We start from the raw sequence: 12,908 nt of genomic DNA, 5'->3' as shown, positions 1-12,908 counted from the left end.
GCATTATCCGCGCCCTGAGTTAATCATCTTCTATAGTTAGTTATTGAAATGATGAACCGTCCTGTCCCGAGTGCTTGTGTGTGTGTATGGAACTTGCTGAGCAAATGGGACCTTTTTTATATGTTTAATTATTGGGATCCCAATGTCAGAAACTATTACTGAATTCCGCCAACTGGCTTTAGACGAAACTATCTTATCTGCACTTGATGAAATGGGCTTTATCGCACCTACGCCAATTCAAGCTGAGTCTATCCCTCTTTTGTTAGCTGGTCGTGATGCACTTGGTAAAGCTCAAACAGGTACTGGTAAAACAGCTGCTTTCTCTTTACCACTGTTAAATAAAATCAACCTTAAGCAACATAACCCACAAGCAATTATCATGGCTCCAACGCGTGAACTTGCTATCCAGGTTGCTGCTGAAGTTAAAAACCTTGGTCGTAACATCAAGGGTCTTAAAGTTTTAGAGATCTACGGTGGCGCATCTATCGTTGATCAAATGCGTGCTCTAAGCCGTGGTGCTCATATCATCGTTGGTACTCCTGGCCGTGTTAAAGATTTACTTAACCGTGACCGTCTAAACCTAGGCGAGGTTCATACGTTCATCCTAGATGAAGCCGATGAAATGCTAAAAATGGGTTTTGTTGATGATGTTACTTGGATCCTAGAAAAGGCACCAGAAACAGCTCAACGTATCCTGTTCTCTGCAACTATGCCTCCAATGGTTAAGACTATTGTTGACCGTTACCTACGTGATCCTGCTCGTGTTGATGTTGCTGGCTCTAACCACACCGTTGACAAAGTAGCACAGAACTTCTGGATCGTTAAAGGCGTAGAGAAAGACGAAGCAATGTCTCGTCTTCTTGAAACTGAAGAAACAGATGCGTCAATCGTATTCGTACGTACTCGTCAAGATACAGAGCGTCTAGCTGATTGGTTATCTGCTCGTGGCTTTAAAGCTGCTGCACTTCACGGTGATATTCCTCAGTCTCTACGTGAGCGTACTGTTGATCATATCAAACGTGGCGTTATCGATATCCTAGTTGCAACTGACGTTGTTGCTCGTGGTCTTGATGTGCCTCGTATTACACACGTATTTAACTACGACATCCCATTCGATGTTGAGTCTTACATCCACCGTATCGGTCGTACAGGTCGTGCTGGACGTAAAGGTAAAGCGATTCTTTTAGTTCGCACAAACCAAATCCGTATGCTACGTACGATTGAGCGTGTAACTAAATCTACAATGGAAGAGATTGAACTTCCACATCGCGATCAAGTTGCAGAAGCTCGTCTAGCGGTTCTTGGTGCTGAATTAGCAGCAGACAAAGAATTTGTTGCACTAGAAGCATTCTCTGACTTAATTACTAAGCTTCAAGAGACTCTAGAAGTTGATGCCGCGACAATCGCAGCAATGCTTCTTAAGCGTCAACAAGGTAAGCGTCCTTTATTCTACAAAGGTCCAGATCCAATGATTGCTGCAATGGAACGTGCTAAACGTCGTCCAGAGCGTGGTGACCGTCCAGAGCGTGGTGACCGTCGTGATCGTGGAGACCGTCCAGAGCGTGGCGAACGTCGTCAATACAACAATGACGATTTCGATACGTACCAACTAGAAGTAGGTCGTGAGCAAGGCGTTCAAGTTAAAGACATCGTAGGTGCTTTAGCTAACGAACTTGGTTTCACTAAAGGTGCTATCGGCGCAATCAAACTTGCACCGGGTCACACATACGTACAGTTACCTAAGAAAATGTCTGCAGACGTTGCAAGCAAACTTAAGCAACTACGTATTCGTCAAAACGAAGTGAAAGCGGTTGTTGTTGAAGGCGTTGACCTAACAATTGATCGTCGTCCTCGTTCTGGCGGTGGTGCTGGTCGTGATGAGAACCGTGGCGGTAACAGCCGTGGTGGTTACCGTGGTAATCGTGAAGGCGGAAATCGTGAAGGTAACCGTGGTGGCGAACGTCGTTTTGACCGCAACAAAGGTGGCGATCACCGTGGCAGTCACCGTGGCGAACGTGCTCCAGGCGCAAGCCGTGCTCCACGCACACCTCGTAACGAAGACTAATCATTAAAGATTAAAATAAACCGAGCTCAAGTAGCTCGGTTTTTTTATGTTTGTTATTTGTGCCTTATGTGCATTTATTTATTTCTGTTTTTATCGAATAGTGGTATTTTCTGCAAATCACAATATGGATAATATCGTTTGTGATGACTATTATTTTATTAGTTAATGGATAACTATGATGAACAATGAAATTCGACTACGCGCACTTGAACAAACCGACTTACGTTTTATCCATCAGTTGAATAACAACCGATCGATCATGTCATATTGGTTTGAAGAACCTTACGAGTCTTACTATGAGCTTGAAGACTTATTTCGTAAGCACATTCACGACAGTACAGAGCGCCGTTTTATTGCAGAAAATAATGATCAACAATCTATTGGTTTGGTTGAACTGGTTGAAATTAATAGCATTCACCGCAGTGCAGAATTTCAAATCATTATTGCTCCTGATTTTCAAGGCAATGGCTATGCTCGAGGTTTAATTCATCGTGCATTAAATTATGCATTTACGATATTGAATTTACATAAGGTTTACCTGCATGTTGCAGTGAATAATGATAAAGCGATTCATCTTTATGAAAAATGTGGATTTTCGGAAGAAGGACATTTAATTCAAGAGATTTTTGTTAATGGAGAATATTGCGATATTAAACGTATGTATATTCTTCAAGATCAGTATTTAGAAAACCGAAAATAATAACGATGTAAATTTTAGATACATAAAGGGGCTTCTATTTTAGAAGCCCCTTGTTTACCAACTGTGTTGTTATATTTTTATTTTAAGGTTATGCAACGATAGCATCAGTTTCTTCAGTTTTTACCGCTTGCATACGCTCACCGTAAATCGCACGTAGTTGAGTAACAACGTCTTCACGAGTAACGACACCAACAAACTTGTTATCATCAATAACAGGCAAGATACGAGGCTTAGCAATACGCATATCACGAGCACGATCATTTATTGATAATGTGCTGTAGCTTGTTGCAATTCCCATGTCTGTTGTAGGGTATAGTTTTGGTTTATCAATAGCGTAGAATTCAGCTAGTTGAAGTAGAGTATCTTTTGATGAAATACTTGTGATATCCGTTTTCATTAAATCAGCAACAGTACGACCTTTCTCTGGTAGGTAATCTTCACACCATAATTCAACTAATACATCGTGTTCAGAGAAAAAACCAACCACTTCATTGTGACTATTGATAACAATTGCACCAGAAAGGTGACGGTCTAATAAGTTATCTAATGCAATTTCAACAGGCATTTCAGGGTGAAGTACGTAAGCGTTAATATCCATAAATTGATTTACTATTTTATTCGCGTTCATTTCAGTTATTTCCTTAGTGTCTGAATCAGTGAAAAGTGGTGTGATTTGTGATGCTGGTACTGCGTTTAATTGTGGGCGAGAAAAAATAGCCCAGTAACCTAAACCAACTAATCCAGCTCCGCCGACGATGTTTCCTAATGTCACAGGAATCAGGTTGGCAGTAATAAAGTTAATAATGTTTAAATCTGCGTATTGTTCAGGTGATGCGCCAACAGCAAGCCAAAACTCTGGCGGAGCTAATTGTTGAATTGCAATACCTAGTGGAACCATGAACATATTTGCAACACAGTGCTCAAAGCCACTGCTAACAAACATAGCAACAGGAAGAATAACCATGATTGCTTTTGTTAACATATTCGTTGAACAGAAAGTTAGCCAAACCGCTAAACACACCAACAAGTTACATAAAATACCTAAAGCAAATGCTTCTAATGGTTGATGATGTAATTTATGTTGAGCGATATTTAGTGCGTTTAATCCCCATTGACCACCATCGTTTTGGTACATCCCAGCAGAAACAACAAGTGCAAGTAGTAGGGTGGCACCAATAAAGTTACCAATGTAAACCTTGCCCCATATACCTAACATCTTTCCAAAGCTGATTTGTTTATTTGCAACGGCAATCGCTGACAGTACGGAGCTGGTAAATAACTCACCACCGCCGATAACAACAAGAATTAATCCTAAGCTAAACGCTAAACCTCCAGCAAAACGGCTAATCCCCCAGCCAGTTTGTGCATTCCCAGTCGTTACTGTTATATAGAAAATGAAGGCGATCCCGATAAATACACCTGCCATTATGGCTAAGCCTATGACCATGCTGGTCGGCTTCTTTGATTTAGCAAGAGCGTAGTAAGCCGCTTGGTCCATCATTTCACTGGGATTAAATTGTCCACTAGTATTTGGACTGAGATTAGCGCTCATTTGTCCTCCTTAAGTCATTGGTTATTAATAAGCCCAAGCAAAAGATAATTACCTGTCTTGCTTGAGCCCATTTAGATTATGAGTAAATGACGTCGAGGTAAAATTGATTGTTTTTAAGTTCTATATCAGTTTTACTGATGGCTCTAAAGTGGTATTATTCTTTCAAAATAAGTTCTTATAAAAGAGATGGTTATGCGTTATTCATTAAAACAGTTGGCAGTTTTTGATGCAGTTGCAACAACAGGGAGTGTGAGTCAGGCGGCAGAGCTATTGTCCTTGACTCAGTCGGCAACGAGTATGTCATTGTCACAGTTAGAAAAAATGCTGGGCCGTTCTTTATTTGAACGCCACGGAAAGAGAATGGCACTAACGCATTGGGGCGTATGGCTTCGACCTAAAGCAAAGAAGCTAATTCATGATGCACAGCAGATTGAATTAGGCTTTTATGATCAGCATTTAATTAGTGGTGAGATATCTTTAGGCGCGAGTCAGACAGCAGCAGAACACCTAGTTCCAAACCTTATCAGTAATATTGATAATGACTTTCCAGAAATTAGAATATCTTTAGGGGTGAAAAATACCTCTGGTATCATCAATGGTGTGCTTGATTACAAATATGAGTTGGGGATTATTGAAGGACGTTGTGATGATAGCCGTATTCATCAAGAAGTTTTTTGTAAAGATCATCTAATCATTGTCGCAGCAGCTCATCACCCTTTTGCTAAGCATGAAAAAGTAAGTTTGGCGCAGCTTGAACAGGCTAAATGGGTATTACGAGAGCATGGCGCAGGAACTCGAACTATTTTTGATAGTGCTATTCACGATAAAATTCCTGATTTAGATGTATGGCGTGAATATGAATACGTACCAGTATTAAGAACTCTTGTTGCAAATGGACAGTATTTAAGCTGTTTACCTTACCTAGATGTAGTGAAATACATAGAGCGCGGTGAATTAGTTGCTTTAAATGTTCCTGAACTCAATATGGAGCGAACATTATCCTTCATTTGGCGTGCAAGTATGGATCAAAACCCGATCAGTAGCTGTATTCGTCGTGAAGGGATCCGAATGATTAAAAGCCATAATGTTATACGTTAGTATTTCTTTATAAAAATCGGCTTCTTAGTTGGTTTGATATTTGTTATTCTCATAAAAATAGAGACTCACAATTTAAACAAATATATTTAGGGATAAAAAGAGATGCCAGCCTTATCAGTTTTATTGATGGATAGCTTTAATTACTTCAAAAAGCATTTCATCGCTTTCTGTATTCTTGTTTTGCCATTTGCTTTAATTACAAATGGAATTGCATTGAGCTTTAATGAAGAGGATGGTTCAGGTAAATTCTTAATTTACATGCTGTTTATCTTAACTATCTACCCATTTTATAAGGGTGCTATTCTTTATTACATTGCTTATTCGTTTGATGGACGCCGTGTTCCATTTAGCCAGCTGTATCAAATTCCAGCAAGTACTTGGTTTTCATTTGTATTAATGAATATTATTTTAGGTGCAGCGGTATTAACTGGTTTTATTGCGTTAGTACTGCCAGGCTTATATTTAATGGCTCGTTTTTCTTTTACTGAGATTTACTGTGTTCTTTATAAAGAGAAAACGTTAGATGCAATAAAGTTAGGTTGGCATGAAACGAAAGACAATTATTGGATTCTTTTTAAGGGGCTGGTAATTATCTTTGGATTTACAACAGGGTTAATGTGGTTAATTGAGTATGCATTTAGCTTAATTGGCCTTAAATCTGCTGCATTGTCTTTCTTTTTCTCTGTATGTGAGGTTGTTTTATCAATGATGAATACAATCTTTATGTTCAGAGTCTTTACTGTGAACACTAAGAGATTAGAAGAAATTCAACAAATTGACTAATCTAGTTACTTAATATCATAACTGTTTGAAATATCAATAGAAGCAGCTGACCCGAGAGGGTTAGCTGTTTTTTTATGCTTATTATAAATGAGACAGCTGTTGCAAAAGTGTTAATTTGTGCTTTATTAGTGATCAATAATCATAGATTGTGTGGAGTAATGTAAGAATTCATTACTGAATATAGGGAATATCTATGAAGTTTCGCCATAAAATTATTGCAGCATTTTCTGTAATAATGGTTTGTACGCTATCAGTTTTAAGCGTCGTTCAATATTTAAATATGAAAAAAGAAGTTGAACGTCAAGTAGAGTCGAGCATTTTAGAAATCGTCGATGGTGTTCGTAATACCGTGACTTCAGAGTTATCAGGTAAGAAGATGCTTGCCGAATATGCTACAGCGATGATTAAAGCGAACCCAACGCCAGATTCAATGTCGACAGTATTAAAGCAACCACAAATAAAAAACGCTTTTCTTCTTGCTGGGGTGGGTTTTGAAGATGGAACCTTTTTAGGTAATGAGCCTTCTTGGAACCCTTCTGATTATGATCCAAGGGCGAGGAGTTGGTATATAGATTCAAAGCAGTTAAGAAAAACGCTCATTACTGCTCCTTATGAAGATGCGGCAACAAAAGATATTCTTATATCCATAGCTACAACTATTGAAGAAAACGGTCAGTTTAAAGGCTCTTTATTTTTTGATTTAAGCCTTTCTCGCTTAGCTGATTTAGTCAATCAAGTTGAATTATTTGGTGCTGGTTACTTATTTATTGTAGATCAAGATGGAACCGTAATTGCTCACCCTAATAGCAAATATAATGGTAAGTCATTTAATGACTTTTTACCTAATCTAGAGTTGCGTTCAGGCATGCAGTCTTTAGAGCTAGAAGGGAGTACATATAATGTTGATTTTACACCAATAGAAGGCCAAACGTGGTCAGTCGGCGTTGTTGTTGATCAAGCGAAGATCTTTGAGCACATAAATGAATTACGCACGACATCTATTTTGTATTCTTTAATCGCGGTTGTTATTGCTATTAGTATTATGTTGGCTTTACTTTCTCGCTTAATTCGTCCTGTTCAAGTATTAAATGAAGCGATTAATAATGTTGCTTCTGGTGAAGCTGATTTAACTCAACGCTTAGATACTAAGATTGACCCAGAGTTTGAACCATTAGCCCGTGGTTTTAATCAATTCGTTGAAAACCTACAGAGTCAAGTTACTGAAACAAAAGAGCTCAGTCATAAATTAATGGGGGGAACTCAATTGATTTCATCTGGTGCTCAAGAATCCGCAAGTGCGATGAATACGCAAATGATGGAATTAGAGCAGTTGGCAACAGCAATGAATGAAATGGCGGCTACGTCTGTTGATGTAGCAGGTAATGTGCAACATGCTGCGGAATACGCTAAAAAAGCCGATGATGCCACTGAGCATGGGATGACCGTTGTTGAGCAAACCTCGAATGAAATCACTGAATTATCTAACAATATTAACCAAGCAGTTGTAGAGGTGGAGTCACTAGAGAAAGCGACAGACAGCATCGGCACTATTTTACGAGTGATTAATGATATTGCAGAACAAACCAATTTATTAGCCTTGAATGCTGCCATTGAATCGGCACGAGCTGGTGAGGCGGGGCGAGGCTTTGCGGTTGTAGCAGATGAAGTTAGGACATTAGCTAAACGAACGCAGCAATCAACGACTGAAATTGCAAGTATGATTGATCAATTGCAATCGGGTGCATCACGAGTATCAGCATCAATGTCAAGTAGTCAGCAGCGTGCTGAATCAACAGTAGATAAAGCACAACAAACAGCAGAAGCATTAATGCAAATCAGAGAAACTATCCAACAAATTAATGATATGAACATTCATATTGCTTCAGCAGCAGAAGAGCAAAGCCAAGTTGCCGAAGAAATTAATGGTAAGACTGTGAATATTAAAGACTTGTCGATATTGGTACATGAAGCTGCGCAGAATGCGGGTATCGCTATTAATGAGCAAGTTGAGTTGGTAGGGAATCAAGAAAAAATCATGAATAAATTTACAGTGTAAGTTAACTTATTCAGTATCAATAAAATTGATAGTTAATAAAGAAAGCTCAGGAGTTGTTCTGAGCTTTCTTATTTTTAGCGTTTACAATGCAGTTTTGTCTTTCTCCCAATAAGAAAAAAGACGAGATAAGCTAAAACAAAGAACAAAATAGCAGAGTGCCACAATTATCCAAATTTCAAATATCATTCCACTTGAGTTGGCAATTTCAGTACCCACAAAGGTGAGTTCCTGTATTGATATCAATGAAATAATTGAAGAGTCTTTAACTAACGATATACATTGTCCAGCTAAAGGAGGGATAATTACTTTAAATACCTGAGGTGCAATAATATAACGGTAGCGATCCCAAGTTGATAATCCTAGGCTTCTTGCTGCCTCATGCTGCCCTTGTGGAATCGCATCTAAACCAGAACGAACTACTTCACCAATATAAGCTGCTGAAATCATACCGATACAGAGCACTCCCGCAATTAAGTTTTCCCATAAATTAGCAGAGCCAAATAGAAAAGACTGTACGATATTAATGTCACCATTGTGCTCTCGAAGTAATGACTCAAGACCAAAGAGAGGAACAAGCTGATTAGCAATGAAGAAGTAGAAGATAAAAATAAAGACTAATGGTGGAATATTTCGAATAAGTTGAATGTAACTGTTTGAGATAGCCCTAATAATAGCTAGAGGAGAACGACGACCTAAGCCAAGTAGAATTCCAAAGACGAGAGCAAAGAGCATCCCCCAAAATGTGAGGCGTAATGTTGAAAATATACCATCGAAGAAATAAGGTAATGAGCCGTCTGCTTTATGAGTGAACAGCAGATTGAGAGCGCGAGACCATTGCCAATGATAAGTAAGACTTCCGCTCTCTTTCACGCATAACAAAAAGATAAAACTGGCAATAATAACCAGTAATACCCAATCTAAACGATTTAATTTTAAAGATACTCTTTGTTGCATAGTACTTAGTTCGCTGTTTGTGATTGCCAATCTAGGCTAGTAAACCAATAATCATAACGCTCTTTTAGCCAACCATCTTCAGTACGAGCTTTAATCCATGTATCAAAATAGGCTTTTTTATCTTCTTCGCCAAGACGAACAGCAAAGGCCTCATTACCTTGAGACAAACGCTCTTTAAATGGTAAATATAAGATATCAGAGTATTTAATTGTATCGAATTCAGGTTTTGGTGTGGAAGCGGCAACGGCATGGGCATTGCCATTTAATACTTCTTGGAATGCTTGTGCATCATCATCAAATTGAAGAACTTTCGCTTTTGGGAAGTGTTCTTTAATTGCTGCTACGGTAATAGAACCACGACGTGCAGCAAATTTTACACGACGAGAGTTGAATTGTTCACGAGTAAAGCCTTCGGTCATTTTTTTATTTGCGGCAACTTGAACACCAGAATGAGAATAAGGAATAGTAAATAAAACACTTTTAGAACGTTCATCAGTAATGGTTAATCCACCGATGATAACATCAAATTTACCTGAGATAAGAGATGGAATAATGCCATCCCAAGCCGTTGGAATAAATTCAATTTTTAAACCAGAATCTTTTGCTAAACGCTTGGCTACATCAACTTCAAAACCAATAAGTTCGCCTTGCTTGTTTCTCATTGCCCAAGGTACAAAAGTACTTAAGCCTACTTTAAGTGTGCCTCTGTCTTTGATTTTATCAACATTTGGAGTGCTATCTGATGAGGTAGCTGAAAATACTGAACTACTAAACAGTAGACTCAAGCTAAGAAATGACAGTAATAATTGCTTCATGCGTATGTTTCTCCCTTAATGTGCATTATGCATTCGATGTTCTAACCAAGCGGATAGCCCAGAAAGTGTTAACGTGATAAGTAAATAAATGGCAGCGACACTGAACCAAATTTCAAATGGCATTGCGGTATCTGAGACAATATTACGCCCCTCAGTGGTTAAATCAAAAATAGCCATCACACTGACTATAGAAGAGTTTTTCACTAAAGAAACTAATTCGTTAGTTAAAGAAGGAAGTGTATTTCTGATCACTTGAGGTAATACTACGTAGCGATAGCTATTAAATGAGGATAAACCTAAGGTTTTACATGCTTCTAATTGTCCTTTAGGTAAATTAACCAAGCCGGAACGTAAGATCTCAGCGGTATAGGCCCCTTGAAATAGTGCTAATGCGAGAACGGCGGTTGTTGTTCTCTCTAGACCTAAAAAAGGGCCAAAGACAAAATACAATAAGTAGATTTGTACTAATAGAGGGGTATTTCTTATTATTTCAATATAGAAGGTCGCGAGGCTTCGTCCTACAATCGAATCAGATAAGCGTAATAGGGCAGTAACTAGCGCAATTAAAAGAGTCGCAATGGCACTAATCGCTGAGATATTAAGAGTGACTAATAAGCCTTCGATAAGTTCGGCAGGAAACCATTCGCCATCTTCATAGAAAAACAGATAATCAGGAACGCGGTCCCATTGCCATTGATAGTTTATGGCTTGTGCACCACTGTCTAATATCCAATAAAGAGCAATGCCCAATAAAGTGATTTGCAACAGTGCTGAAAAAATAGGGGATAAAATAGTCATCAAACGGCGCATAATATTAATAGCTTAAAATTTGATTTAAAAAATGTTGAGTTCGTTGATGCTGTGGGTTTTCAAAGAATTGTTGAGGTTTTGCGATTTCAACGATTTCTCCTTCATCCATAAATACGACTCGATCAGCCACTTTTTTAGCAAAGCCCATTTCATGAGTAACGCAGACCATTGTCATTCCATCTTTTGCTAAATCCGACATAACATCTAACACTTCACTGATCATTTCAGGGTCAAGTGCGGATGTTGGTTCATCAAAAAGCAAAACCTGAGGTTTCATACAAAGTGAACGAGCAATAGCTACGCGTTGTTGTTGTCCACCAGAGAGTTGAGATGGGTACTTATCTGCTTGTTCTGCGATGTTGACTCGCTGTAAATAGGTCAATGCACGCTGGTGTGCTTCTTGTTTTGACAGTTTTAAGGTCTTCATCGGTGCAAGGGTAAGATTTTCTAATACCGTAAGGTGTGGAAATAAATTGAAATGCTGAAAAACCATGCCAACTTCCCCCTTCATTAATTGTTTAGAAGAAAGAGGGTGATTAAAGAGGGTAAGAGTACCACCTTGAATTGATTCCAACGCATTGATACAGCGGATTAAGGTAGATTTACCTGAGCCTGATGGACCACAAATAACCACTTTCTCCCCTTCGCTAATCGTGAGGTTGATGTTTTTTAATGCGTGAAATTGGCCGTAGTATTTATCAACCGTTTCAAAGCTAATGATATTGGGTCTCTTTGTATTATTATTAGTCACAATTCATCCTAGCACTTAGTTACTAAACTTACTGTAACATATTCATAAAGCTAGAAAAGTGATAATTCATTAGTTGATTTATTTTTAACCGAAATTAATGCTTATGTGTGGTTAAGGTCAAATATAGGCTGAGGTAGAATTTATATTAAATTAACCATTGCACAACATCACAAGACACGTTACGTTACCAGTATGGAGAATAAACATGCAGCATACAGAGTATATACTGCATAAATAGATGGAAGCATAAAGATGTATCAAACTGATGATGTACGAATTAATAAAGTAAAAGAATTATTACCGCCTGTTGCTGTGTTAGAGAAATTCCCTGCGACTGAAGTCGCCGCAAAAACGGTATTTCAATCTCGCCAAGCTATCCATAATATTTTACAAGGTGACGATGATCGTCTTCTTGTTATTATTGGACCATGTTCAATTCATGATACTAAAGCCGCGTTAGAGTACGGCGCTAAACTTAATACATTACGTAATGAGTTAGGTGATCGTCTTGAAGTGGTTATGCGTGTGTATTTTGAAAAACCACGTACAACAGTGGGTTGGAAAGGTCTGATTAATGACCCGTACATGGATGATTCATATAAATTAAATGATGGCCTTCGTATGGGGCGTAAGTTACTGCTTGATCTTACTGATATGGGCTTACCTACTGCTGGTGAATTCCTAGATATGATCACACCGCAATACATGGGCGATCTAATCAGTTGGGGCGCTATTGGTGCTCGTACTACAGAATCACAAGTACACCGTGAATTATCTTCAGGTTTATCTTGTCCTGTAGGATTTAAGAATGGAACAGATGGTAATATTAAGATCGCTACTGATGCAATCCGTTCGGCGGGTTCTTCTCACCATTTCTTGTCTGTTACTAAGTATGGTCACTCTGCAATTATTGAAACGGCAGGCAATCCTGATTGTCATATCATCCTTCGTGGTGGTAAAGAGCCAAACTACAGTGCTGAGCACGTTAAACCAGTGAAAGAGCAACTTTCCGCTTCTGGTTTACCTGAAAAAGTGATGATTGATTTTAGCCACGCAAATAGTTCAAAAGACTTTAAACGTCAGATGATTGTTTCTAATGACGTATGTGGTCAAATTTCGGGTGGTGAAGATGCCGTATTTGGTGTGATGATTGAGAGCCATCTAGTTGAAGGTCGTCAAGACCTTGTTGATGGTAAAGCTGAAAATTACGGCCAATCAATTACTGATGCATGTATTGGTTGGGATGATACTGAAACAGTACTTCGTCAATTAGCAGATGCAGTGAGCGCTCGTCGCAATAAGTAGTATTTTTTAAATATAAAAA

General features: G+C 38.6%; 10 protein-coding genes and 1 pseudogene. 6 read left to right on the top strand and 5 right to left on the bottom strand.

What is annotated here, in order from left to right:
- Window positions 1–142: 142 nt before the first annotated feature.
- Together BTO22_RS14840 and speG are read left to right on the top strand one after the other, a co-directional pair.
- Window positions 143–2,065 (top strand): DEAD/DEAH box helicase, encoded by a 1,923-nt coding sequence (locus BTO22_RS14840; protein WP_105056139.1) that lies wholly within the window; start codon window positions 143–145, stop codon window positions 2,063–2,065.
- 178 nt (window positions 2,066–2,243) lie between these two features.
- Window positions 2,244–2,765: a spermidine N1-acetyltransferase gene (gene speG / locus BTO22_RS14835; RefSeq protein ID WP_105056138.1), complete on the top strand. Its 522-nt coding sequence runs from the start codon at window positions 2,244–2,246 to the stop codon at window positions 2,763–2,765.
- Window positions 2,766–2,853: 88 nt separating this feature from the next.
- Here the strand turns inward: speG and focA are convergent, their stop codons facing one another.
- A complete protein-coding gene (focA, locus tag BTO22_RS14830) occupies window positions 2,854–4,317 on the bottom strand; it encodes a formate transporter FocA (RefSeq protein WP_105056137.1) in 1,464 nt (487 codons plus the stop codon).
- Between the two features lie 192 nt (window positions 4,318–4,509).
- On the opposite strand from focA, the gene BTO22_RS14825 reads away from it, so the two are divergent.
- The 3 genes from BTO22_RS14825 (at window position 4,510) to BTO22_RS14815 (ending at window position 8,254) form a co-directional block, all read left to right on the top strand.
- Window positions 4,510–5,415: a LysR substrate-binding domain-containing protein gene (locus tag BTO22_RS14825; protein ID WP_060992332.1), complete on the top strand. Its 906-nt coding sequence runs from the start codon at window positions 4,510–4,512 to the stop codon at window positions 5,413–5,415.
- A gap of 102 nt (window positions 5,416–5,517) precedes the next feature.
- On the top strand, window positions 5,518–6,198 hold the full coding sequence (locus tag BTO22_RS14820; protein WP_060992333.1) for a hypothetical protein: 681 nt from the start codon (window positions 5,518–5,520) through the stop codon (window positions 6,196–6,198).
- A 193-nt stretch (window positions 6,199–6,391) separates the two neighbouring features.
- Window positions 6,392–8,254: a methyl-accepting chemotaxis protein gene (locus BTO22_RS14815; protein ID WP_105056136.1), complete on the top strand. Its 1,863-nt coding sequence runs from the start codon at window positions 6,392–6,394 to the stop codon at window positions 8,252–8,254.
- 81 nt (window positions 8,255–8,335) lie between these two features.
- Here the strand turns inward: BTO22_RS14815 and BTO22_RS14810 are convergent, their stop codons facing one another.
- The 4 genes and pseudogenes from BTO22_RS14810 to BTO22_RS14795 form a co-directional block, all read right to left on the bottom strand.
- Window positions 8,336–9,208 carry an amino acid ABC transporter permease gene (locus BTO22_RS14810; protein WP_105056575.1) on the bottom strand — a complete coding sequence of 291 codons (873 nt, stop codon included), beginning with the start codon at window positions 9,206–9,208 and terminating at the stop codon, window positions 8,336–8,338.
- 5 nt (window positions 9,209–9,213) lie between these two features.
- Window positions 9,214–9,960: pseudogene (locus tag BTO22_RS14805) on the bottom strand (transporter substrate-binding domain-containing protein); the annotation flags it as partial.
- 78 nt (window positions 9,961–10,038) lie between these two features.
- Entirely contained in the window at window positions 10,039–10,821 is a 783-nt protein-coding gene (locus tag BTO22_RS14800; RefSeq protein ID WP_374954019.1) for an amino acid ABC transporter permease, read from the bottom strand.
- Window positions 10,822–10,837: 16 nt separating this feature from the next.
- Window positions 10,838–11,584 carry an amino acid ABC transporter ATP-binding protein gene (locus tag BTO22_RS14795; RefSeq protein WP_061011793.1) on the bottom strand — a complete coding sequence of 249 codons (747 nt, stop codon included), beginning with the start codon at window positions 11,582–11,584 and terminating at the stop codon, window positions 10,838–10,840.
- A gap of 252 nt (window positions 11,585–11,836) precedes the next feature.
- Here BTO22_RS14795 and aroG point away from each other — a divergent pair, with 252 nt between their 5' ends.
- Window positions 11,837–12,889 (top strand): 3-deoxy-7-phosphoheptulonate synthase AroG, encoded by a 1,053-nt coding sequence (gene aroG / locus BTO22_RS14790; RefSeq protein ID WP_061011791.1) that lies wholly within the window; start codon window positions 11,837–11,839, stop codon window positions 12,887–12,889.
- Window positions 12,890–12,908 lie beyond the last annotated feature (19 nt).

This window comes from Aliivibrio sifiae (genome assembly GCF_002954705.1).
In the GTDB taxonomy this organism is placed as follows: Bacteria; Pseudomonadota; Gammaproteobacteria; order Enterobacterales; family Vibrionaceae; genus Aliivibrio; species Aliivibrio sifiae_A.
Note: the sequence above shows the minus strand (reverse complement) of the source record. Positions and strands in the feature narration are given on the sequence as shown.

Coding starts and splice junctions, on each gene's coding strand:
- BTO22_RS14840 (WP_105056139.1), top strand. CDS start 143: ATGTCAGAAACTATTACTGAATTCCGCCAACTGGCTTTAGACGAAACT.
- speG (WP_105056138.1), top strand. CDS start 2,244: ATGAACAATGAAATTCGACTACGCGCACTTGAACAAACCGACTTACGT.
- focA (WP_105056137.1), bottom strand. CDS start 4,317: ATGAGCGCTAATCTCAGTCCAAATACTAGTGGACAATTTAATCCCAGT.
- BTO22_RS14825 (WP_060992332.1), top strand. CDS start 4,510: ATGCGTTATTCATTAAAACAGTTGGCAGTTTTTGATGCAGTTGCAACA.
- BTO22_RS14820 (WP_060992333.1), top strand. CDS start 5,518: ATGCCAGCCTTATCAGTTTTATTGATGGATAGCTTTAATTACTTCAAA.
- BTO22_RS14815 (WP_105056136.1), top strand. CDS start 6,392: ATGAAGTTTCGCCATAAAATTATTGCAGCATTTTCTGTAATAATGGTT.
- BTO22_RS14810 (WP_105056575.1), bottom strand. CDS start 9,208: ATGCAACAAAGAGTATCTTTAAAATTAAATCGTTTAGATTGGGTATTA.
- BTO22_RS14800 (WP_374954019.1), bottom strand. CDS start 10,821: ATGACTATTTTATCCCCTATTTTTTCAGCACTGTTGCAAATCACTTTA.
- aroG (WP_061011791.1), top strand. CDS start 11,837: ATGTATCAAACTGATGATGTACGAATTAATAAAGTAAAAGAATTATTA.